Origin of the sequence: Dendronalium phyllosphericum CENA369, from assembly GCF_016056275.1 — a bacterium.
GTDB lineage: Bacteria > Cyanobacteriota > Cyanobacteriia > Cyanobacteriales > Nostocaceae > Dendronalium > Dendronalium phyllosphericum.
In genome coordinates, this window is record NZ_JAECZA010000242.1 from 1 (window position 1) to 23,619 (window position 23,619).

Annotated in this window: 21 protein-coding genes; 11 read left to right on the forward strand and 10 right to left on the reverse strand. The window is 41.5% G+C overall.

The window, feature by feature from the left end; genetic code table 11:
- The first annotated feature begins 476 nt into the window (after nt 1-476).
- On the forward strand, nt 477-1,307 hold the full coding sequence (locus I8752_RS28560) for an energy-coupling factor ABC transporter ATP-binding protein (protein WP_214435596.1): 831 nt from the start codon (nt 477-479) through the stop codon (nt 1,305-1,307).
- 168 nt (nt 1,308-1,475) lie between these two features.
- Nucleotides 1,476-2,333, forward strand: coding sequence for a Cof-type HAD-IIB family hydrolase (locus I8752_RS28565; protein WP_214435597.1), 858 nt, complete (start codon nt 1,476-1,478; stop codon nt 2,331-2,333).
- A 235-nt stretch (nt 2,334-2,568) separates the two neighbouring features.
- Here the strand turns inward: I8752_RS28565 and I8752_RS28570 are convergent, their stop codons facing one another.
- Nucleotides 2,569-3,453, reverse strand: a complete 885-nt coding sequence (locus tag I8752_RS28570) for a DALR anticodon-binding domain-containing protein (RefSeq protein WP_214435598.1) — start codon at nt 3,451-3,453, stop codon at nt 2,569-2,571.
- Nucleotides 3,454-3,765: 312 nt separating this feature from the next.
- Here I8752_RS28570 and I8752_RS28575 point away from each other — a divergent pair, with 312 nt between their 5' ends.
- A complete protein-coding gene (locus I8752_RS28575) occupies nt 3,766-4,485 on the forward strand; it encodes a Crp/Fnr family transcriptional regulator (RefSeq protein WP_198015027.1) in 720 nt (239 codons plus the stop codon).
- A gap of 128 nt (nt 4,486-4,613) precedes the next feature.
- Here the strand turns inward: I8752_RS28575 and I8752_RS28580 are convergent, their stop codons facing one another.
- The 4 genes from I8752_RS28580 to I8752_RS28595 all read right to left on the reverse strand — a co-directional run bounded on the left by I8752_RS28580 (nt 4,614) and on the right by I8752_RS28595 (nt 9,292).
- Nucleotides 4,614-4,781 (reverse strand): hypothetical protein, encoded by a 168-nt coding sequence (locus tag I8752_RS28580; RefSeq protein ID WP_214435599.1) that lies wholly within the window; start codon nt 4,779-4,781, stop codon nt 4,614-4,616.
- Between the two features lie 326 nt (nt 4,782-5,107).
- Nucleotides 5,108-6,508, reverse strand: a complete 1,401-nt coding sequence (locus I8752_RS28585) for an ABC transporter substrate-binding protein (RefSeq protein ID WP_214435600.1) — start codon at nt 6,506-6,508, stop codon at nt 5,108-5,110.
- 145 nt (nt 6,509-6,653) lie between these two features.
- A complete protein-coding gene (locus I8752_RS28590) occupies nt 6,654-8,018 on the reverse strand; it encodes a serine/threonine-protein kinase (protein ID WP_214435615.1) in 1,365 nt (454 codons plus the stop codon).
- A 260-nt stretch (nt 8,019-8,278) separates the two neighbouring features.
- Nucleotides 8,279-9,292, reverse strand: a complete 1,014-nt coding sequence (locus I8752_RS28595; RefSeq protein ID WP_214435601.1) for a LysR family transcriptional regulator — start codon at nt 9,290-9,292, stop codon at nt 8,279-8,281.
- A 210-nt stretch (nt 9,293-9,502) separates the two neighbouring features.
- Here I8752_RS28595 and I8752_RS28600 point away from each other — a divergent pair, with 210 nt between their 5' ends.
- The 5 genes from I8752_RS28600 (at nt 9,503) to ndhD1 (ending at nt 16,409) form a co-directional block, all read left to right on the forward strand.
- Entirely contained in the window at nt 9,503-10,219 is a 717-nt protein-coding gene (locus I8752_RS28600) for an NnrU family protein (RefSeq protein WP_214435602.1), read from the forward strand.
- A gap of 397 nt (nt 10,220-10,616) precedes the next feature.
- Nucleotides 10,617-11,003, forward strand: a complete 387-nt coding sequence (locus I8752_RS28605; RefSeq protein WP_214435603.1) for a thioredoxin family protein — start codon at nt 10,617-10,619, stop codon at nt 11,001-11,003.
- A 240-nt stretch (nt 11,004-11,243) separates the two neighbouring features.
- Nucleotides 11,244-13,331 carry an NAD(P)H-quinone oxidoreductase subunit 5 gene (locus I8752_RS28610; RefSeq protein WP_214435616.1) on the forward strand — a complete coding sequence of 696 codons (2,088 nt, stop codon included), beginning with the start codon at nt 11,244-11,246 and terminating at the stop codon, nt 13,329-13,331.
- A gap of 322 nt (nt 13,332-13,653) precedes the next feature.
- The gene (locus I8752_RS28615; RefSeq protein ID WP_214435604.1) at nt 13,654-13,845 is read left to right on the forward strand and encodes a type II toxin-antitoxin system HicB family antitoxin; all 192 of its coding nucleotides are present in this window, start codon (nt 13,654-13,656) and stop codon (nt 13,843-13,845) included.
- Nucleotides 13,846-14,834: 989 nt separating this feature from the next.
- A complete protein-coding gene (gene ndhD1, locus I8752_RS28620; RefSeq protein ID WP_214435605.1) occupies nt 14,835-16,409 on the forward strand; it encodes a photosynthetic/respiratory NAD(P)H-quinone oxidoreductase subunit D1 in 1,575 nt (524 codons plus the stop codon).
- A 72-nt stretch (nt 16,410-16,481) separates the two neighbouring features.
- Here ndhD1 and I8752_RS28625 read toward each other — a convergent pair whose 3' ends face one another.
- Nucleotides 16,482-16,715 (reverse strand): hypothetical protein, encoded by a 234-nt coding sequence (locus tag I8752_RS28625; protein WP_214435618.1) that lies wholly within the window; start codon nt 16,713-16,715, stop codon nt 16,482-16,484.
- 47 nt (nt 16,716-16,762) lie between these two features.
- Between I8752_RS28625 and I8752_RS28630 the strand changes: the two genes are divergently transcribed.
- Both I8752_RS28630 and I8752_RS28635 read left to right on the forward strand, forming a co-directional pair.
- On the forward strand, nt 16,763-16,996 hold the full coding sequence (locus tag I8752_RS28630; protein WP_214435606.1) for a DUF433 domain-containing protein: 234 nt from the start codon (nt 16,763-16,765) through the stop codon (nt 16,994-16,996).
- A complete protein-coding gene (locus I8752_RS28635; protein ID WP_214435607.1) occupies nt 16,993-17,334 on the forward strand; it encodes a DUF5615 family PIN-like protein in 342 nt (113 codons plus the stop codon). Before I8752_RS28630 ends, I8752_RS28635 begins: the two co-directional genes overlap by 4 nt.
- Nucleotides 17,335-17,468: 134 nt before the next feature.
- Here I8752_RS28635 and I8752_RS28640 read toward each other — a convergent pair whose 3' ends face one another.
- Together I8752_RS28640 and I8752_RS28645 are read right to left on the reverse strand one after the other, a co-directional pair.
- Nucleotides 17,469-17,747, reverse strand: coding sequence for a LapA family protein (locus tag I8752_RS28640; RefSeq protein ID WP_214435608.1), 279 nt, complete (start codon nt 17,745-17,747; stop codon nt 17,469-17,471).
- A 75-nt stretch (nt 17,748-17,822) separates the two neighbouring features.
- The gene (locus I8752_RS28645) at nt 17,823-19,262 is read right to left on the reverse strand and encodes a phosphoglucomutase/phosphomannomutase family protein (RefSeq protein WP_214435609.1); all 1,440 of its coding nucleotides are present in this window, start codon (nt 19,260-19,262) and stop codon (nt 17,823-17,825) included.
- A gap of 96 nt (nt 19,263-19,358) precedes the next feature.
- Here I8752_RS28645 and I8752_RS28650 point away from each other — a divergent pair, with 96 nt between their 5' ends.
- On the forward strand, nt 19,359-20,216 hold the full coding sequence (locus I8752_RS28650; RefSeq protein WP_214435610.1) for a PD-(D/E)XK nuclease family protein: 858 nt from the start codon (nt 19,359-19,361) through the stop codon (nt 20,214-20,216).
- A gap of 473 nt (nt 20,217-20,689) precedes the next feature.
- Here I8752_RS28650 and I8752_RS28655 read toward each other — a convergent pair whose 3' ends face one another.
- Both I8752_RS28655 and I8752_RS28660 read right to left on the reverse strand, forming a co-directional pair.
- Complete coding sequence (locus I8752_RS28655; protein ID WP_214435617.1) at nt 20,690-22,444, reverse strand: serine/threonine-protein kinase; 1,755 nt, start codon at nt 22,442-22,444, stop codon at nt 20,690-20,692.
- A 661-nt stretch (nt 22,445-23,105) separates the two neighbouring features.
- The gene (locus I8752_RS28660; RefSeq protein ID WP_214435611.1) at nt 23,106-23,588 is read right to left on the reverse strand and encodes a hypothetical protein; all 483 of its coding nucleotides are present in this window, start codon (nt 23,586-23,588) and stop codon (nt 23,106-23,108) included.
- Nucleotides 23,589-23,619 lie beyond the last annotated feature (31 nt).

Consider the following 23,619-nt stretch of genomic DNA (forward strand, 5'->3'; position numbering starts at 1 on the left):
TATTTGAAGCATTCATAATTTCTTACTTCTTTAAACAGGTCTTTGTACTCTGCACAATATGCATCTACGAGCGCAACTGTTGGCTGGGCATCCCTTGGCAGATGTTTCAGGATTTGTAATTCTACATCCATTGCTCTACTTACCTTGTAGAGTTCTATTTTTCCTTTATTCTATTCATTCTATCCGGAAAGTGACAGAAGAGGGGTAAAATTGCAGGAAAGTGAGGTACAGAACCAAAAACTCACAAATCAAATTATTCTTCTCCCTCCTGCCTCCTGCCCTCTGCCTCCTGCCTCAAAACCAATGACTTTGTACTTCATGTAAACGAAAACTGCTGTATCAGCTAATGATGCGGATAACTAATAAGCAAAAAATAGCTATCTTTTTAGCAGCTGCCTTAGCAAACATAGCGCCTGGATTCTTTTCTGTATCCTGTCTTCTACAATGCTATTGCTATTTATGGAAATGGTACAATCGTGCAGCAATCTTTACTAGAATTCGATCGAGTACATTACACCTATCCAGGCGCACAACAATCAGCTTTAAATGGTTTAACACTCAAGATACCAGCAAATAAAAAGTGTGCATTAATCGGTCAAAATGGTTGCGGTAAAACTACGCTATTTTTATTAGCTAATAGTCTATATAAACCTCAAAGAGGTACTGTGCATTGGCAAGCTAAACAATTGCAATATGACCGTCAATTTTTGATGAAATTACGTCAACTAGTCGGGCTAGTTTTTCAAGATCCAAAGCAACAATTGGTAGCCTCTACAGTTGAAGAAGATATTTCATACGGGTTGTGTAATTTAGGTTTACCAACAAGAAAAATTCAACAGCGAGTCGAGCAAGTATTGGTAGAGTTTGGATTAACTGAATTAGCCCAAAGACCAGTACATCATCTCAGTTTAGGTCAAAAAAAGCGAGTCTCCATCGCTGATGTTATGGTGCTACGACCAGAACTTTTGTTACTAGATGAACCGACAGCATATCTGGATAGGTTGCATACCCGTAACTTAATGGCAACTCTAAAAAAAATTCATGCATCTGGCACAACTATATTAATGGCAACCCATGACCTAGATTTAGTATATCGTTGGGCAGATTGGATTTTTGTTATGGATAGCGGGCGACTAATTTTAGAAGGAAATCCCCAGGATCTATTTACTCAACGCGAGATTCTTGAGGAGTTACAGCTAGGAGTGCCACTAATATATGACATGTTATTTTCTCAAGAAGTAGTAGAAGAGGGGCCAGTTTTAGAAAGGTTGCGACAAAGGATATTAAATTTATTGCGTTACTCTTAGCTATTAGTTATTCTCCTTTGCTCCCCCTATCTTTCCACTTAATAGACTTCTTGCATAAGTCGGGAAAAGGGTAAGAGGCGCTCAACAAGCAGGCATTTGATGCTATTCACTCCCAAGAGCCGACAGAGCCTGCTAACCTCTTACTGGGAGTTCAAACCTAGGGAATTTATGCATAAAGCATCTGCTGGTAATCAGGCTATAGCTGGCGAAGACATTAAACTACTGGTTTTAGATATAGATGGTACGATTTCTGGCCAGTCTAATACCTTGAGCGAACCCGTAAAGCAAGCGATCGCAGCCGCGCAAGCACGCGGAATTCAAGTAGCGATCGCCACTGGTCGTATGTATCGTTCAGCCTTACGTTTTCATCAAGAAATTGGCTCTGTTTTGCCATTGGCTGCTTATCAAGGAGCTTGGATTCAAGACCCAGCTAACCAGAAAATTCATCGACATCTGCCTGTTGCTCGTGAAGTTGCACGCCAGCTACTAGACTATTTTGAACAGCCGCAATTGCGATCGCTTTTATCTGTCCACTTCTACATCAATGACGAGCTTTACGTGCGGGAATTAACCAGAGAAACCCAAATTTATGCCCAACGTTCTGGTATTAACCCAATTGCTGTAGGCGATCTACGTCAAGTGTTAAATAATGAACCGACAAAGATTCTGGCTTTGTGCGATGACACAGATGTAATTAACGAGCTATTAGGAAATTTGCGCCGACAGTACACACCTGCCGAACTTTATTTGACAACATCTGTTGCCACTTTCTTTGAAGCGACTAACCCCTTTGTCAATAAGGGAACTGCTGTACGTTACCTAGCCGAAGAACTATTGGGATTACAAAGTACCAACGTTATGACTATTGGCGATAACTTTAATGATGTAGAAATGCTGGAATATGCTGGTATTGGTGTAGCGATGGGCAATGCACCAGCAGCAGTTCAAGCGATCGCTCAGTGGGTAGCTCCTAATGTAGAAGCAGACGGAGCTGCAACTGCGATCGCAAAATTTTTACTTTCTTAAAAGCTGATTTATCAATCTACTTTCTATGAAATCAGAAAGGACACCGACGACTGGCCGTGTTTCGTCTCGGTGTCCTTACTGGTTCGCTCCTCACACACCTGATAATATAACCGAGGTGATTAAATGAGTCAATAGATGTTATAAAAGTTTTTATTGTTACCTGGGAAACACTGCTGATACAATATCAAGCTTAATCTGCGAGTACCTGTGTACCTAGATATAAAAATTTAAACCTTTATAGCTCAACTGGGGCAACAGATCCCAGTTTTTCTATCAGTAAAAATCTCAACACAGACTGAGTAGCCATCACCAACCCCAGCCTAGCTTGAGCTAACTCTAGTGAATAAATTTTTACCTCGCCCCAAATGCGGCATTTGCTCCAGAAATTTGCAAATGCTTGGCTTAGATTTAACCCTGCTTTTTCCCAGTTAACCGAACCATCATCGGAACATACCAAATAATCTACCACCTGTACTAATGTGGTAATCAGGCAACTTTCATCAGGATCTTTCAAGCAAAGTTTTTCATTACAATCGAGCCAAGGTATTTGCTCTGTAAAAATAATGCCCTCAAAAGCTTGGCTAATCTCTAGCAGTGGTTCTCTAAGTTTAATCAATCCCTCTCGGTGAGCTAGTAGCATTAGCGAGCAGCAGCGTGCATGGGTGTATTGCATGGCAAATAAGCGCCCAGGATTAGAAATTTGGTGTTTGGGATCTTGAATTAAATTTTCTTTTCTCCCCTGCTCCCTTACTGGTTCTAAACTCCCAACAACCAGATTTTGCAACCATGTCGCTAAAAAAGGATGAGTCAATTCTAAATAAATCCAACCTGGAGGAACAATTCGGATAATGGAAATGCCGTTGCTAGTTTCTAACAATTGAGAAGCAATGGCATTCGCTATTTCCAAAGGTTCTTGATTATGAGATTTTGACAGCCAGAAGGCCACCCCTGAGATATATAAAACTTTATCAATTTCTCTACCTTTAGATAGAGGAATTTTTTTATATTCTATACACTGTATTTTATTCTTTGTAGTATAACTACCTAGTGCATTTCTAATTTGACTAGATATTAGATGTTTAATTGCTGTGTATTTACTTACTAGTATGCTAGTATCCACGTATTCTTAGAAAAATACTCTCTTCAGTAGTTTTTTCCGGATTTACTGTCATCCACCTTGAGATATAGAATTAATCTAGATGAAGAAAAATGAGAGTAGCATAAAATTTGATGAATATTCGATGAATAGTGGGTAATCTTTACTACCATCATTGTACAGTAAGAAGTATAACAAAGAATAGATAGTAAAATAATTACTTTCTACTCTTTGGATGGCTGGCGCTGTTAGGCGTTAAGCCTAATCCGCCAACACAAAGACACTCCTTGCACTTTGATCACGTCTTTGTCTTCAGCCGAACGCTCTTTGTTACCTATGCAATCTCCATCTTCTTTTTCCGAGGCATCACGGCCTTTTTTAACTTGGCAACGAATTCTTGATTGGGCTCAAGAACACTATCGTTGTCGCACCTTTAGCAAAGATGAACGCATTCCAGCTCGACCTGGATTACTTTATTTGGTGCAAAGGGGTGCAATCCGGATGGTAGGAACCGCTCAAGTGAGTGCTACTGCCAGTCAACTAACGTCTCGACGAATCAACAGAACTCCAGAAGAAGCTTTCTTGGGTTTTGTGGGAGCGGGACAACCATTTGAAATTGTTGCTCAGTCGCCATTCACGCTCCAAGCATACGCCCATGTTGACCAAACTGCGGTGCTGTGGATGTATTGGCATGACTTAGACAACTGGCCTCACTTCCGCCGCGAAGTTATGGATGCCTTTAGGTATCAGCACCAGCGTAAACTGCTGTGGCTGAGTGCCTTAGGACAACGGCGTACAATTGACCGACTCTTAGGATTCCTCACATTGTTGATTGAGGAATATGGAGAGCCGGCAATGAGTGAAACCGATCCCGATGTGATTCGTGGCTATTGTCTGCCCTTCCCCCTCACCCACGCCCAAATTGGTAGTGCGATTGGTTCGACTCGTGTCACCGTCACTCGCTTAATGGGCAAGTTGCGTCAACGTGGCTTAATCCTTACCCAAGGTGATAATCTCATTTGCTTGCCAGCAGAATCGATTAATCGAGTCAGCTAAAGCACAGTTCAAATTTTGTCAGAGAAGCAGCCCTGCCCTATAGGTATCTATGATGGGAACTACTGCTGTAATTGCTAGAAGTTGCAATTGTCAGCAAATTTTGACAAACCAGCTTAGGTCATCAGTTCCTACCCCCGATCGATCGGCAGTAAGTTAGCGTCAGCAACACCACCTTGCTGCTCGGTCTGACCAATCTGTTTGACCACCACAAACAGATTGCGTGTAATCGGGTCTATTGATTGAAAAGTCTCAATGTTCGATTTGTGACGTTTACCAAGACATTCAGAAAAGAGCAAAATTGCTCTTGCTTCAGAATGAAATTACATCAATTTTGATTGGTGCAAAATATCAGCTTGGTAAGGGGTAATTTTTTCGTCCTTGCATCCACCACAACAGCAAGGGCCGCATTGAACATTAAGAAGCCACCTCTGGGGCACAAGGGTAGTAAATGCTATCAAGACTATCAGCCAATTTTGTAGAGACTTGAGTAGTTCTGACTAAAGCTGAAACCTAGACCACCCAATAGTTTGAAAAAAGATTTCTGGTGATTTTTCGTAGGTTGCGAAAATTTAGATATGAATTAGTAAGGAAATGTGTTTGCAGCTAAACTAGAAGGCACTGATTACTGTATTGGCTCAAAGTCATAGCCAGTGCGAGAGCGAGTGCCAGGAACTATTTTCACAAGTTGAACTGGGGCGTTGCGATCGCCGGATGTTAAAAACCGAATCGTGCCAGAAGCGCCATTGGCAGAAAAGTCAGAGGAAGAAAGCGCTTGTTGTACTCCAGAACGTGTGGGATTGCGTTTCAAGGCAGCAATCAGAGCTACAGTAGCATCGTAGGCTAGAGCAGTTCGCCAGCTGACATCAGCCCCCCACAACTGGCGTGACTTCTGAGGAAAATCTGATTGAGTATTGCCTTTGATATGCCAGGGAACAGCCAATACCATCCCTACAGCTTGTTCCCTACCAACTTCTAAAGTTTTAAGTGTATAAACATCATCTCCCGCCAGTAGACTTAACTTTTTCTGGTTAATCTGAACTACTTGTAATGCTTTATCTAAAGTGTCAGCGTTAGCAGCTAACATTAAAACATCAGCACCTTGCTTTGTGGATTCTTCTATACTTTTAGCCGCACTAAAATTTGTTTTGGATAAATCAAATTCGCTTGATACTTGTCCGCCCTCTAGTGAAACAGACGAGACAAATTCAGACTTTAAAGACTGACTGTAGTTACTTTGGGAATTGAAGAAAACCACAGCATTTTTTTTCTGCAAAATTTTTACCATATAATTAGCCAAGCTTCTAGCCGCCATGAAATCGCTGGGAACTGTGCGAAAAACGTAGCGACTGAAGTTAGAAATTTTTACAGAAGTACTAGTCGGTGAAATGGCTACAAGCTGTCCGGTATTATAGATATCGCCTGCGGCTAAGGTGGCATCGCTAGTATTAGGCCCAACAACACCTAATACTTGCTGATTTTTAACTAAGTTAGCAGCGATTTGTTTAGAGATAGCTGGATTATCATCATCGTTTGCTATTCCTACTTTTAAAGGTACTCCTTTAATTCCCCCAGAAGAATTAACTTCATTTTGGGCTTGGCTAATGCCACGTAAAATTTCTAAAGCAATATTAGGATCGGCACCTAATGGTAAAGATGTAACAATTATATAGTTTTTGCCAGAACCAATGCGGGCATTATTCAGATAAATCAGTGCTTCTGGATCGTTACGCTTGAGTTTGAGGGAGGATTCTAAATTAGCGATCGCTTTGGCATAATTGTGAGCAGCAAGTGCCTGTATACCTTCTTTTTTTTGGGGAGCAATGTCACTTGTAATTAAAGTTTTTTCGCCAAAACTAATCCGTTCTTGTATTGATAAATTGCTCTCATTTTTTTGATTTGAAGTGAAAATATTAATTTTGTCGCCAGAATTTTGATTAGTAAACCACCACGCACCACCGCCAACTATGCCAACGGTTAGCAGTAGGGCTAAGGCTAAAACCGCAGTTTCATTCTTTTGTGACATGAATTAAGTTTTATCGGGTAATATATGCTTATTATTTAAATATTTTGCTAAATTCAATCGCTGCAAATAGTAATAATGGCAGCTAAAAAAAGGCTAAGTGTTTCATTTTTCTGAGACATAAGTGGCTGTGAGCACCAGAAGTTTTTTAAAGTATCAAAGATAATAATTTGTAAATTAGCCGAAATAGTGCTGTAATTGCAATCGCTACTAATCCCGCTGCTACTGCTAAAACTATTGCTTGTTGAATAAGAATACTTCCTCTTAAAAAGGGAACAAAAAAGATAATACCAAAAGTAATAGCTGGAATAATTAATAAATCAAACTTTTCAATCCAGCGTTTGGTTTGGGCAAAAACTAGTAACCCCACGATTACAAAAGCAATACTCAAAGTAATTGCTGGTGAATGAAGCAGACTCAAAAGGGCGATCGCTATTAATGCTCCTTCAAATCCGCTAAATGCTGCTCCGCTTAATAATTCCCAAGTTGAAAAAGTATTGTGAGTTTGTACTGGCGATTGTGAGTGTCGATTTGATTGTGGTAAGACTGTTGGAGGTATCAATTGGCGGGAGAGAACGTTAAGAACCTCATCAGCCGACTGAAAGCGTTGATTGGCAGCTGGCAGGAGCATTTTGTCTAAAATATCAGCTAAGTGAGGGTTAACATTTACTTGTCTGCGCCATTGCCATTGGTTACTGTAGGCATCAAATAGCGTTTTTGCTTCTTGACCTGTAAGCAGTGTCAAAATAGTTACAGCCAAAGCGTATAAGTCTGTAGATGGAAATACTTGATTCCCAGCCATCTGTTCCGGCGGTGCAAACCCCATAGAAAAAATGCCAGTGGAAGAACCAGCCCCACCCGCTGGAGCATTGGTTACTTGCTTGACTGCGCCAAAATCGAGCAGAAAGAGTTTGCCATCCCGACGGCGCATGATGTTGGAGGGTTTGATGTCTCTGTGGATAATACCTCGTTCGTGGACAAATTTGAGTACTTTCAGGATTTCTTGGAGTACTTCTAAAACTTGCTGCTCAGAAAATTTTCCCTTTTGAACTAACTCTTCTTCTAGGTTTTGCCCATCAATATATTCTTGTACCAAGTAAAAAAACTGGTCTTCTTGACCTAGTTGCAAGCTAGGAACTATTACAGGAAAAAAAGCATACAAATCAGGAATTTGTTCGTGTTCGTCACCTATTTGTGCTAATACTTCTGCTTCTCTTTCAAATAGCTGTTGCGCTAATTGTAATTGAGTTGGGGTTAAATTTCCCACAGGTTGAAACTGCTTAACTACGCACGATCGCATTCCGGGAATTCGGCGATCGCGTGCTAAAAAGGCTGCTCCAAACCCACCCCTTCCCAACAACTTGATTGTTACGTATCGCCCATCAAGCATTAGTGGCATTCCACAGCTAGTGCAGTATTTTTGCTGTGTAGTTTTCAGCGTTGTAATGTCGTCTAAATCCGCAAAATAGTTTTGTGGGCGCGGGCAGTGTGGGCGAGTGCAGTAGACTTCCATCATTTTGTCCTTGGTCAGTTGTTAGTTGTCATTTGTCATTTGTCGGTTGTGAGTCAGTGTGGTCTTGGTGAGTCCACTTGCCGTCTTGGCGCTTTGCGTCGATGGCAAAGTGGCGAACCCGAAGGGGGGGTTTCCCCCCATGAACAACTGACGAACCCGAAGGGTCATTTGTCAGTTGTTTTTCTACTGACTACTGACTACTGACGACTGACGACTGACGACTGACTACTAACTCTTGACTATTGACTCTTGACCAGATGTTAACCTTCGCTAGAAGAATTGGGGGTTGCTGCATCCAATGTATTTGCCACTAGCTTTTTTTGTGATGATTTTAACATGTCGTGATTCCATTCCGGGGTAGAAAACTGAGGCAAAATTTCTTGGCTAAAGGCTTCTGCCGCCTTGGATCTATAGCGATTAGGATTAAAAATCAGCCATAGCGTTCGTTTAACCACAACGCCTTCAATCGGAGTGCAGTGCAGCACGCCCATTTGTAATTCTTTGGCGATGGCACTAGTTGAGACAAAAGCGGCTCCCAAACCAGATTGCACTGCATTTTTAATCGCTTCTATGGAATTCAGTTCCATTTCAAATTTAAAGCGCCTTGTATCAATCTCACAACGTGCTAGCACTTGATCGATGACTTTGCGGATAGTCGATTGAGAATCTAAAGCAATGAATTGTAGTTTATATAAGTCTTCTTTTTGGATTGTTTCCAGTTTGGCAAAGGGATGAAAGACAGGCAGAATTAATGCTAGTTCATCTTCCGCATAGGGAATAATTTCCAGCGATTCCGCTAACTCGCCGGGAATTTCCCCACCGATAATCGCCAAATCTACCTGTCCGTTAGCTACACTCCAAGCAGTCCGTCGGGTAGAGTGGACGTGCAATTGCACGGCTACATCTGGATACTTTTGCCGGAACTGACCGATCATTCTGGGTAAAAGATAAGTACCGGTGGTTTGAGAAGCCCCGACAATTAAAGTACCGCCTTGGAGATTTTGTAAATCCTCAATAGCACGACAGGTTTCTTGACACAGACTGAGAATTTTTTCACCGTAGCTTAAAAGTAGATGCCCTGCTTCGGTTAATTGTGCGCGTCGTCCTCCACGGTCAAATAACGGGACATCCAGCTGCCGTTCGAGATTTTGGACTTGTAAACTCACGGCAGGTTGGGAGACGTAAAGGCTATCAGCGGCGCGCTTGAAGCTCCCTTCTACAGCGATCGCTTTTAAAATACGTAACTGATCTAAAGTGAAAGGAAGGTCAGACATAAGGCTCAACCCACAAACTTTGAAAGGAGCAGTCGCAACAAACTGTGTTTCATAGCTTGAAAGCCGTACATGATTTGTTGCATCTTAAACTTGGAGGCTTTGCTCGAAAAAGACATTACCATGACATCTTGACTAAAGTCTCCTGTTGAATACTTTGTGGTATTGGTTGTACTTTATTAACTTTTCTTTAAATTACTTCACCTAATGTATATGATGCTTAACTCTTGGTTGACTCCCAGTCATTTTGTCATGTTGGGGTTACTATTCGCTTTTGCGATCGCTCACAGTGGTGGAGCTGCCATCCGCCCTTGGGCAGAAAAGTATATCGGGCCAAGGCTTTATCGCATTGTTTTTGCATTAGTTAGTTTACCGTTGGCTGTAATCCTAATTATTTACTTTTTTAACCATCGTTACGATGGGGTGCAACTGTGGCAGGTGCAAGGTGTACCGGGGGTGCAAGCTTTAGTTTGGGTGCTGTCAGCTATTTCGTTTTTGTTTTTGTATCCTGCCACATTCAATCTACTAGAAATCGCTGCTATTCAAAAGCCCCAAGTTCGCCTCTATGAAACAGGAATTATTCGCATTACCCGCCATCCCCAAATGGTAGGACAAATAATTTGGTGTGTTGCCCATACTTTATGGTTAGGTACTAGTTTTACCCTGGTCACCTCTATTGGACTGGTATTACACCATTTGTTTGGAGTTTGGCATGGCGATCGCCGTTTGGCTTCTCGCTATGGAGAAGCTTTTGAAATTGCCAAACAACGCACCTCAATCCTTCCCTTTGTAGCAATTCTTGACGGTCGTCAATATATCAAATGGCAGGAATTTCTGCGACCTGCTTATTTAGGAGTTGCTATTTTTATAGTTCTGCTTTGGTCGTCGCACCCCCTGTTGCTTACGGCAACTAGTAAGATAAGATGGTAGTTTTAGGCGATCCCCGCTATCACAAGAAAATCTTAACTAAATGAAAATTTCTACTTATCAATTGCTACCGAATCAATGTAGGATGAATTGAAACAGCTGTTAGTAGGGGTGCGATCGCTCAGTTGATTATTTTATATTTATTGGCATAGCGCTAATCAATTGCCTTTGCAGGAGAGTAAATAGCACAGCAGTCTCAATTCCATTTCTAGCAACGGGGCAGCCAAAAGTTGAAACAAGAAACAAGCTAGTTGTAAATATTGCACTGGTTTTTTGCCAGAGTTGAAATACTTGCACAATAGTCTTTGCCCTGAGCGTTTCTACAGACACAGGCTGGCTTGCTATTTTCTCGCGCTGATAGCTAGTTTTGATATTAAAACCCTATAATTTTAGAGGCGTCATGGTGTTGTCGGTTAGTGAGCGGACATTTATTCAAGAAGTTTTAGAATCTCCAGTTCCTGTTTTAGTAAATTTTGAAGCACCTTGGTGTGGCTTATGTCGCATTATTCACCCTCTGTTATTGCAATTTAAAGCTCAATGTGGCGAACAAATTAAATTAGTTGGGGTTAACGCTGACGAAAATTTCAAACTTTCTAACACTTATAAGCTAAAGTCACTGCCGACTTTGCTCTTGGTAGAAAATGGAACTGTCCGTCATCGTCTAGAAGGTTTTCGAGGCAGAGAAGACTTACGTCTAGCTTTAGACGAAATTAAACTCACTTACACCAATCGTGCTAAAGCATACACTACATCAAAGACAGCAGACTTAGAATGTCGTTCGGCATGAATAGGTATTGGGAATTAAAAATTAAAAATTAAAAATTTAAGGATTGAACTAGGATTAAAAATTTTTCTAGTCCCCAATACCCAATCCCCAATCCCCAATCCCCAGTTACTAAATATAAAACCATGTTTAATTACCCTACCCAATGGTCATTGGGTGGGGTATTTTATGCTAAAGGGTGTGTGTCACAATTATTAACAGTTGCGCTAAGTTAGTCAAGAATTCTAAAAGTACGCGTCAGTGATGGAAGTAATCTATGAATATGCCTGGCTGATTCCGGTATTGCCGCTTCTTGGGGCAATGCTGGTCGGTCTAGGGTTAATCTCGTTAAATCAGGTGACAAACCGCCTACGGCAGCTGAACGCTGTGGTTATTATCTCCCTGATGGGAGCAGCGATGGGGCTGTCGTTTGCCTTGCTGTGGAGTCAAATTCAAGGACACCCGGCTTATGTCCGCACTCTAGAATGGGCAGCAGCAGGCAATTTTCATCTGACTATGGGCTACACGATTGACAATCTGACAGCCCTAATGCTGACGATTGTGACAACGGTAGCCTTCTTAGTCATGGTTTATACCGATGGCTACATGGCTCACGATCCAGGATACGTGAGGTTTTATGCCTATCTCAGTTTGTTCGGATCTTCAATGTTGGGTCTGGTGGTTAGCCCCAACCTCGTGCAAATTTATATTTTCTGGGAACTGGTGGGGATGTGTTCCTACTTGTTGGTCGGCTTCTGGTACGATCGCAAGTCAGCAGCTGATGCCGCCCAAAAAGCATTTGTGACCAACCGCGTTGGCGACTTTGGTCTCTTACTCGGCATTTTAGGGCTTTATTGGGCAACGGGAAGCTTTGATTTTGGGGTAATGGGCGATCGCCTTGCTCAACTTGTAGAATCAGGTTCTATCAGCAATTTATTCGCCATTCTGTTGGCGATTTTAGTTTTCTTAGGCCCGGTGGCCAAATCCGCCCAATTCCCCTTGCATGTCTGGCTACCGGACGCAATGGAAGGCCCCACCCCCATTTCTGCCTTAATCCACGCAGCAACGATGGTAGCGGCGGGTGTTTTCCTAATTGCCCGGATGTACCCAGTCTTTGAACATGTGCCAGCAGCCATGAACGTCATTGCCTTTACGGGGGCATTTACGGCATTTTTGGGTGCTAGCATTGCCATTACCCAAAATGACATCAAAAAGGGCTTGGCTTACTCTACCATCTCCCAATTGGGTTACATGGTGATGGCGATGGGCATCGGTTCCTACAGTGCTGGATTGTTCCACTTAATGACCCACGCTTATTTTAAAGCGATGCTGTTCTTGGGTTCGGGTTCGGTGATTCACGGTATGGAAGGAGTCGTCGGTCACGACCCCGCTTTAGCGCAGGATATGCGGTTGATGGGCGGACTGCGGAAGTATATGCCCATCACGGGGATTACCTTTTTGATTGGTTGCTTGGCAATTTCTGGCATTCCACCTTTTGCTGGTTTCTGGTCAAAAGATGAAATTTTAGGGAAAGCTTTTGAAGCTAACCCACTTCTGTGGTTGATTGGTTGGCTAACTGCTGGGATTACTGCTTTCTACATGTTCAGAATGTATTTCATGACATTTGAAGGCAAATTCCGGGGTACTGACGAGACAATCAAAGAAAAGCTTAAGAAGGCGGCGACAATCGTTCTGGAGTTGGAGTCAGAAGAACCAGCCCCGGTTTTTGGGCCTGGGGCAATGAAACACGGTGAATTGGCAGCAACTGGCGGCCATCATGACTCCCATGACTCCCACGAACATCACAGCGATACTCCCCACGAGTCGCCGTGGACAATGACTCTGCCGTTGGCGCTTTTAGCAGTGCCTTCGATTTTCATTGGTTTGGTAGGTACACCCTACGCCAATTACTTCGAGGAGTTTATTTATCCTCCGAATGAAGTTGTAGAGAAAGTTACCGAGTTTAACGCCACAGAATTTTATGTGATGGCGGGGGCTTCAGTTGCTATTTCCTTGGTTGGCATTACTTTGGCTTTGCTAATGTATTTGCAAAGGAAAATTGACCCAGCCGCGATCGCTGCTAAAATCAAACCACTTTACGAACTATCTCTCCACAAGTGGTACTTTGATGACATTTACCATCGCGTCTTTGTCCTCGGCTTGCGTCGCGTAGCTAGACAAGTCATGGAAGTTGACTACCGCGTTGTTGATGGTGCTGTTAACTTGACTGGCTTTTTCACCCTAGTTAGTGGTGAAGGTCTGAAATACTTAGAAAACGGTCGTGCTCAATTCTATGCCTTGATTGTGTTTGGCGCAGTTTTAGGCTTGGTGATTGTTTTCGGTATCACTTGATTTTTATAGGGGTGGGCGACTGTCCGCCCTTAAGTTTTTCAACTTTGAGAGTCTAATTTAGACTCCTTTTTTTTTGGCTAATAGTTCAGTAATTTAATAAGTAGATGGACATAATCAAATGTAAAATGCCAACTTATAAAACCTTGTCATCAACTGACTTTTACTTTCTGCCTTCTATTTATTTGAATTGTTTAAGACTATATACAGTAGTTGATTTAAAAGATTTAATCGTGAGTTAAGATTGATAAATTAATCTAACAATCAATAATCTAAGCGTCAATAAGTTAAATTTCATAGTCAGAAAAAGGCAGTGAATAGGTGAATGATTAAGAAGAAATACATTTACTGGCGAGATGATGATGTGTGGTTAGGTTATCTCGAAGAATATCCTGACTGTTGGACTCAGGGTGAAACAGAAGATGAGCTAAGAGAAAATCTACTTGATATTTACAGTGAATTAACAAGTGGAAATATCCAAAATATTCGCAGAGTTGTAGAACTTGAAATATCATGAAACGAAGACATTTAATTAGTAAGCTAGAATAAATGTGTTGTATCTTCGTTCGTCATGGTGGCAAACATGATTGGTATCAGAATCAAATCACAAAAATTTCTCAAGCCGTTCCCAGACAAAGAGAAATCAATGAGCAACTTGCAAAACATATTATAAAAATGCTTAGTGATGAAGCTGGCTAACACTAAGTTAAAGAATTATTAGGGGATTTAGACCCCCTAAATTTTGTTAAATATTTAAATCTTCTTTTACAGAATCTGGTGGTTCATACATCATCTCAAAATTTCCGTTGGGATAGTTCGCTGCAAAAATCTTAAATGGTCTTCTGCGTATTGGCGGTTAGCAAAACTGGCAACAGAGCGAAATTTAGTAGATAAGCGATCGCAAATAATCGCACTTTCTCTATGAAAAACTAATCGTCAATTTTATAGTGCGATCGCCTATTGTAGTGATGAGAGCGATCGTCACTTTACTTTTGAAGGTAGATGTCAAGCAAACTTCTGCCATACACCTAAGCTTTGATATCGTCCCAAAGTTCTAAAACTGGGAAAGTTTGTCCTACTGCTGCTTGTTGCACAGACTCTTGCAGGTCAGCTAATATTTATGCTTTCGGCTCTTGTTCATCAATCCAAGCTAAACCACTGGATTTTCAATTTGTCCGATTATCATAGGGTTGTTTCTCCTGTGATGCTTTTTTGGACAACTACCAAACAGCATCGTGTATTTTTAGCAACCTCTGGGTTGGACTAGGCGATCGCATCGCTATAACTTTAGTTAGTGGCTTCTTTCGGGGAAATTTTTGACTGGATTGGGAGTATCCTAACCCACATTCCGCACCCTAACTGTCAAAACAGACTCCCAAGAGAAAAAACTGCGGATTGTTAATTTAATTAAATCAACCTAACGAGGAAGACCAAATCCCCAAAAAGCTGTTAGTTAATAACTAGTGACTTTTTGCCAAACATGATTTTGATTGCAGACGAATTGTGATGAATACAGCTAATTTCCCGTGGCTGACGACGATTATCCTTTTACCGATAGCCGCGTCACTACTGATTCCCTTCATCCCAGATAAAGATGGCAAAACAGTCCGCTGGTATGCCTTGGTTGTGGGATTGATTGATTTTGCACTAATTGTTTACGCTTTTAATACTGGGTACGATTTCTCCAATCCCAATTTGCAACTGGTAGAGAGTTACCCCTGGGTACCGCAACTAGATTTGAAATGGTCGGTAGGGGCAGATGGCTTGTCTATGCCCTTAATTATTTTGACTGGTTTCATCACTACCCTGGCAACCTTAGCGGCTTGGCCTGTGACTCTCAAGCCCAGGCTATTTTACTTTTTGCTGTTGGCGATGTATGGCGGTCAAATTGCCGTGTTCGCCGTCCAGGATATGCTGCTGTTTTTCTTGGTATGGGAACTGGAATTGATTCCGGTTTACCTGCTACTGGCGATTTGGGGTGGTAAAAAGCGGCAATATGCAGCAACCAAATTTATTTTGTACACTGCTGGCGGTTCGCTGTTTATTTTGGTCGGTGCTTTGACAATGGCCTTTTATGGCGATACAGTCACATTTGACATGCGATCGCTTGCCCTCAAAGACTACGCCCTCAATTTCGAGTTGTTGCTTTATGCTGGCTTCTTGATTGCTTATGCCGTCAAGTTACCCATCATTCCCTTACATACTTGGCTACCGGATGCCCACGGTGAAGCTACAGCCCCCGTACACATGTTGCTAGCAGGTATTCTGTTGAAAATGGGCGGTTATGCCTTGATTCGTATGAATGCCCAAATGCTACCTGATGCCCATGCTTATTTTGCGCCAGTATTGGTAATTTTGGGGGTAGTTAATATTATCTACGCAGCCCTGACATCCTTTGCCCAGCGCAACCTCAAGCGAAAAATCGCCTACTCCTCAATTTCGCACATGGGCTTTGTCACCATTGGTATTGCTTCCTTCACAGATTTGGGATTGAGTGGTGCAGTACTGCAAATGGTGTCTCACGGATTAATTGGGGCGAGTTTATTCTTCCTTGTGGGCGCGACTTATGACCGGACACACACTCTGATGTTAGATGAAATGGGTGGTGTCGGTAAGAGAATGCGGAAGATTTTCGCCATGTTCACTGCTTGTTCGATGGCTTCTTTGGCATTGCCAGGAATGAGTGGTTTTGTGGCAGAGTTAATGGTGTTTGTCGGTTTTGCTACTAGTGATGCTTACAACCCTACATTCAAAGTCATCGTCGTCTTCTTGATGGCAGTGGGAGTAATTTTAACCCCGATTTATTTGCTATCAATGTTGCGAGAAATTTTCTACGGCAAAGAGAACGAAGAATTAGTTTCTCACCAAGCACTGATAGATGCCGAACCCCGCGAAGTGTTTATCATTGCTTGTTTGTTAGTACCAATTATTGGTATTGGTTTCTATCCGAAATTACTCACTCAAATGTACGACTCTACAACTGTACAATTGACAGAAAGGTTACGTGACTCTGTACCGACATTGGCACAGCAAAAAGAAGCCCCAAAAGTTTCTTTGAGTGCGCCTGCAATTGGTAATTAAGAAACGATTGATAGTTTTAATTCATATTTCTTTGAGGGTGGGTTTTATATCTGCCCTCTTTTTATATATTAATTATGGTTTAGCTTCAACAAAGCTTCTAAGAATCCCTAGAATTTGCCCAACATCACTTAAAAAATATTCATTTAAGTCAATTTCAACTATCTGCCCTGTTAGCCGCATAAATTTCCAGTTAGTACCTGTAGTTACACTGCGATTATCTGAATTTACAACTAACCCAAAGCTGCTAAACTTAGGAGCGATCGCCTGTCTATTGCATTGAAGTGTTCGCTTGTAGTAAAGCTGCAAGCCGTATCATAAAAGTTAGATAAAACTATCTAAGATCGCAAAATTGTATGAATTCAAGAGTTGATTTGTTGAATCGTATTACTCAAACTCCTGGTCAGTGTGGTGGTCGTCCTTGTATTCGAGGCATGAGAATTCGTGTGAGTGACATTTTAGAAATGTTGGCTGAGAATGTTAGTGTTTCTGAGATTTTAGAGGATTTTCCCGACCTTGAACTCGAAGATATTCAAGCCTGTCTATTGTTTGCTGCACGGCGGACAGACTTTCCTCGACTGACAGCATGAAAATTTGGATTGATGCTCAGTTGCCTCCTACATTATCACTTTGGCTGACTGACACTTTTAATGTAGAGGCTATTGCACTAAGACAACTTGGATTGCGGGATGCTAAAGATTTAGAGATTTTTGAGGCAGCACGAGTCATTAACGCGATAATAATGACAAAAGACAGCGACTTTGTTGATTTGGCCTGTCGGTTAGGAACACCACCTCAAATTCTATGGCTGACCTGTGGTAACGTGACAAATCGCAATTTGCAACAAATACTGGCCATCGCTTTTCCTGATGCAATAGAACGACTGCGGCAAGGAGAAGCAATTGTAGAAATCAGCAGTAGTTCATAAGTGAATTTCTCAACTTACTTACAGAATAATTTTTTTATAGTCACGCGATTGCCCATCCATTGCACTGATAACTCAATCCAATCCATACTGAAAATAAAAATTCTTGTAATTTACATTTATAGCAACCTAATCCATCAAAAATCTTCATCATCAACAAAAAACTCGGCATCGTCTTCTAATCTCGAATTACCCTGCCGAGAATCACCTAAACCCCATAGAGGTTGCAGTAATGCCATACTAATTAACCCAATACCAGCACAGAAAGCCAGAACTAAACCTGCTGGTATTTGAACAGATTGAAATGTTAAGAATTTTAACGATACAGGTGTGGCGTTTTGAACTGAAATAATTGCGATTGCCACTACCCAAATAGCTACAACTAAAGATGCGAAAAAAGGAGCTAGAGTTTTCATATTTTGATCGAATTAAGGAGTTATTAAGTTAAGAATTATTAATTTATAATTCTTAACTCATAACTCCTAACTGAATTAAGCTGCTACTGCTTCTAGTTTAGCTATCGAGCTTTCCATCTCTTGAGCAACTTGGGTAAGTTTTTCGGGAGAGTTGGTTTCTAGGTAGACGCGCACTAGGGGTTCTGTCCCGGAAGGACGTAGCAGTATCCAGCTACCTTCTTCTAAGTAAAGCTTGATACCATCTTTACGCCCGACTTCTTTGACTTTAATGCCTGCTACCTCTTTTGGTGGATTTTTGGTAAAGGAGTCGATGACGGCTGTTTTGTGAGCTTCTGTGAGGTGCAAGTCAAGACGCTTATTGTAAAGCGGCCCGTCAGCTTCAGCGATCGCTTCTTTGACTAGTTGGCTCAAAGGTTTACCTTCATAAGCGATCGCTTCTGCCACTAGCATGTCAGCTAAAACACCATCTTTTTCGGGAATATGCCCGATTACACTCAAACCACCAGATTCTTCTCCCCCAATCAGGACGGTAGTCTCTCGCATTTTTTCCCCAATGTACTTAAAGCCTACTGCTGTTTCATAAATTGGTACACCGTACTTAGCTGCCAGATTATCCAGTAAGTGGGTTGTAGCCACCGTCCGCACAATTGCGCCACTTTTCCCTTTATTTTTGATTAAATGTCGTGCTAGTACTAATAGCACAGTGTTCGGAGTGAGGACGTTGCCTTGTTCGTCAACAATGCCAAAGCGATCGCTATCTCCATCTGTTGCCAAGCCTAAATCTGCGCGATCGCGGCGGACTGCTTCTACTAACCCCACAAGTTGTTCGCCTTTGGGTTCTGGCATTCCCCCACCAAATAACACATCCCTCCAAGTGTGGAAACTTTCTAACTGAGTCCCACTATGTTGCAAAACTTCATCTAAATAACCGCGAGAAGTAGAATATAGCGCATCATACTTAACTTTTAGTTGAGCGCTTCTAATCCGTTCTACATCTAGCAAAGTATAGATAAATTGTAAGTAGTCTGGTTTGGGATCGAAAGTCGAAATTGCACTTGCTGAGTTATTACTGGGTAACTCATCCGATGCACTTTCAATATTTGCCACAATAGTATCAGTAATCTCTGGAGTGGCAGGCCCAGCATAATCGGGGATATATTTAATTCCACAGTATGGTGCTGGATTATGACTGGCAGTAAACATCAACGCCCCAGCGGAATTTAAGTGACGGGCGTTGTAAGCAATTACTGGTGTGGGACAATCCCGATCGGTAATTTTGACCGTCCAACCCAAGTCAGCCAAGACTTGAGCTGCTGTACGGGCAAACTGGTCAGCTAAAAAGCGGGTATCGTAAGCAATAAGAACTGGTCTGTCTTTTGAGTAGGCTGTTTCGAGGTAACTTGCGATCGCTCTTGTTACTTTCCGTACATTGGGGAAAGTAAAATCATCAGCAATAATGCCTCTCCATCCATCAGTACCAAACTTTATCTTACTGGAATTGCTACTAGCGCTCATTTTTGCCACTTTCTCCAAATACTATAGGAAGCTTCCCGCAAAGCGTGCGTAGCCGCAAGTATCTCCACCCGTATTTTTTCTCACTGCCGTCGAGCAATGTTAACCCCCGATCGACCGTTTGCCAGTTATCACCTTTGGTCTTTAGTTGCCCCAGCCACGGGGCAAGAACGCTGGCATTGCCAGATGAGACGGGGGTTTATTAAAGCACGTCAACACGAACCACAAGTCAAAGCACTTTTAGCGAAGGCCACCGCACCTCAACGGATTGGGATACTTGCCCAAAAAGGGGTTTATGAATTTCATCATAATCGACATCTACTGCACCAAGCCGACGGAGTAGAAAAAGTTGCCCAACTACTAAAATTAAGCAACTCTACCGATCGAGTGCAACAGCGCGTGTTGCAAATTTTGAAAAAATATCACGATACTCCGTTGCTGTTGGATAAACAAATTATTGAACTGACTCCGGGCGATGAAGGCTTCCCCAAACCGATTTTAATTGACCATGAGGATTTTCACTTCCGCTTATATGCAGCAATGGATTGTGTTTTTATTGAGAGCGATCGCACTTTACATATTTTAGATTTCAAAACTGGTAAATCTGCTTTTGACCGCCGACAGGCATTAGTTTATTTACTGGCTGCTCGTTATCTTTATCCAGGACGGGAAGCTGTAGCATCATTTTATAACTTAGAATTAGGCAAAAAATCTGATTTAATTAGCATCAACAATGGGGAATTAAACTCTTTAAAATTTGAGTTGGCTAATATTGCCCACAAACACCAGCATGATTTGCAAAGATATCAGGAAAAAACTAGTAATTTCAGCATAGTTTTCCCCCCTAATCCCGGAACGCACTGCCGTTTTTGCCCATTTCAATCAATCTGTGATTTTTCCCAACAGCCATCCCAATCACATCCTATGCCTAGTTTGAAGGTAGGGAGTGGGGATTAGGGATTCTGACTTTTCACGGGAAGTCTTAAAACCCTCGTTGATGCTGGGTGTAGGGGGTAGGGGGTAGGGTGTAGGGGAAATCATGAAAGTCTTACCACACCCCACACCCCACACCCCGTCCCTTTTTTCAGATGACGTGAAAAGTCAGAGTTGCTACCCTAGTTCGTTAAAAATTTTACACTCAATAGAGCGATATATAGCAGAAGCCGACCGTTTCTTAAAGCGATCGCGGGGAGATTTTTTCCAGCAGCCTCAACATTCGATAGTTAAAAGTCATAAATTCAATCTTTCTCTTATCGGTAAATTTCTGACAATAGACATAGAAGTGATAATTAATTCTGCGTTGCCCGAAATCCTTAGTAGGGGCGAATGGCCGTTCGCCCTTACAAACAATTCATGTGTCTTAAAGATTATTGAAATTGGTATAAGAGGATGTTTGAACTGTATTGACCTATAGATTTATTGATTTTTAACTACCGAATATTTACTTCTTGCAAGGAGTTCACAAGTTGAGAATTTTCCATCCTAGCAGTTGGATTTTTAGGAGAAAATGAATTTGTTTTAACAGCAACTTTACTTAAAGCTAGCTTTTGACTTTGAGTTTGTAACCGTTGCTTTTGAGTATATTCATTTAGTTTAGCCTGAGCTTGAGCGTAAACAGAAGTATTTTTGGGAATTTGGCGGAGGAATTTCACAGCAGTATTAAAGTCACCAACAGATGCTTTCTTTTGCGCGTTATGTAAAAAGTAGGCTGCTCGAATTTGCCGTTTTTGATTGTATTCAGCTAACTTGCGTTGAACTAAAGCGCCAGCAGAACTTTCTTGTGGAATTTGACGCAGATACTCTAAAGCAGTGGAAAAATCTCTTTCCGCAGCTCTAGAGTAAGCTTTTGTTAATAAATCTTGCGTTTGCGCTTCGATGTTAACGCGTGCTTGTTGAGCTAGTTTATCTGTTTTGGATTGCCAATATAAGATATCTGGAACGTTAGGAGCAGCACGCAGAACATCTGACCATCTACCTTCGTTTAAAGCTTTTTCGGCTATTAGATACTTTTGAGCAGCTTCTTGCCATTGCTGTTGCCATTCTTCGATTGTGGCTTGAGCTTCTGGATAAATATTACTGTAAGAGGGAATCGATTTCGCCAGAGCGATCGCTGTTTGCAAATCCCCTGCTTGATATTCTTCAGTTGCTTTATATAAAGTTTCTGTTTCTGAGTAAGCTGGAGAAGTATTCAGTAAAGAATATACTCCCAACCCCATCAATAAAGAATTAGCTGCTAGTCCGACTGTCATTCCTGTTAGTAGCGGCGATGGCTTCCCGGATGCAGGCTGTTGCTCGGAAGCATCATTCTCAGCTGGTTCTAAAGCTGCAATATGCTGAGTTTCCCCTGCCATTTGTTTCAGTACGCGCAGTACCTCATCTACAGACTGGAAGCGATCTTGAAAGTTATAGCGGATCATTTGGCTCAGAACAGCAGCTAAATAATCGTTAACTGGCGTATTTGGCGATCGCCAAATAATCTCATTAGTATAAGGATCTACTTGTAATTGCAGTGGCTCTATTCCTGTTAACGCTTGGATAGCAATCATCCCCAAAGCATAAATATCGCTGTTGGGTTGTGTTTGTCCAATAAATTGCTCTGGTGGTATGTAACCTAGTGAAGTCACAGGAATGCTATAGATAGGTAATTCTCCATCTATGCCAAAATCAACTGACTGAATTGAGCCAAAGTCAATTAAAACTAACTTGCCATCAACAGCACGTCTGATCAAGTTTTCTGGTTTGATGTCGCAATGAATAACGCCTTGAGAATGAACGAATTCTAAAATACCCAAAACATCTATTAAAAACTCCACCACATCAGTTTCAGACCAAATGCATCCCCACTGTTTATTGATGGGTAGTTCGGCGGTCAAGTCATGTCCTTCAATAAACTCTTGTATTAAATAAAAGCGATCGTTTTCTTCAAAGCAGGCAATAAATTCTGGAATTTGCTGATGCAGTCCCAGACGCTTAAGGGTTTCAGTTTCAGTGAGAAAGCGTAATCTTAAAGTGTTTAAGTAGCTAGTTTGACAATTACTAACCTTCAGTTGCTTGACGACACACTTAGGGTTATCCGGATAATCTATATCTACTGCAATGTATGTTTGTCCAAATACCCCTGCACCTAGGCTTTGGACGATTTGGTAACGCGATTGTAGCACTTTACCGATCGTGTGGTAGTTCATGAGCTGGTTACTGAGTAAATCCTTATATAAGTTTTCTGACATGGTCTTTTTTTTCCGGAAGTCCTGAAAAGTAAATCATTAAAGCCTTGATTCCTGAATAAAAGCTAATTATTTAAGTATTTTTACTAATAAAATATAAATTATTTTAATACTCTCATCAAACAAAAAGGCAAATTAGCTTTGGAGGCTGAAATATTACTCTTATATAAACAACTAACAGCTGACAAGTATAGAACTTTACAGCCATTCATTGTTGCAAAGATTTTTTTAAATGCGATTATTTCTTAGCTGACGAGCGTTCAAGTTCCATGAAACCAGGGCTGAAACACTGATTACAAGCAAACCATCCTAGGAAAATGAATGACAATAAGCTTATGTCATAGTACTCGATTAATACTGACGATAGCATGAGAAATGGGTTCCCTCTGTGGTCAGAGGAAACCCATTTTGTAGATACTGTGAATGCCTCGAATGAGGGTGTAACTCAGCAGATAAACCAATACTTAAGTATTGGATATGAGATACAAAAGTAATGTAATTAGTGTGGATGCTAGTATACAGGCAATACGGTTTGAGTTAAAAACAGAAGTAAAAGGGAGGAAGTTTATTTAATTCTTTTCCCCCTTTCTCAAGGGAAAGCTATTCTCCTTTCCTTTGTTGCTCATGTTGATGCTAAGGTAGGTTGTGGCAAAAAATATTTGAGATTTTCTCGTTGAGATGCAAATCTCAAGTATTGCGATGTCATATCTGGTGTTAACAGTTCTATCATTAATCTGTTTTCTATCCAGAATTCAATCACATCAAAGAAAGAATCGCGGTTACAAGGCAATACACGCCAACCTTCACGGATACCGATTTGGGCAATTTCTTGCTGGCTAGTAGGTACAGAAATTGCTGCATGAATATCTGTAAACCCAGAATTAGTAGGGTTATTGCCAAATCCACATTGTTCGTCACCTTCGCCAGGTTTTATCTGAGAACCTAGAGGATAAAGTTCAATGGCTGTACCGTGTTCGTCGAAAGGTATAACTATATAACTGCCTGGGTTCGGAAAAAAGGGAACAGCTTCCGCTTTTAAGATTTCTGCGAGAACTTGGGCGACGTGGTCAGGGTTGTTAACAGCAATTGAAATGTGGTGAATCATAAAATAATACGATTTTAGATTTTGCGAAAAG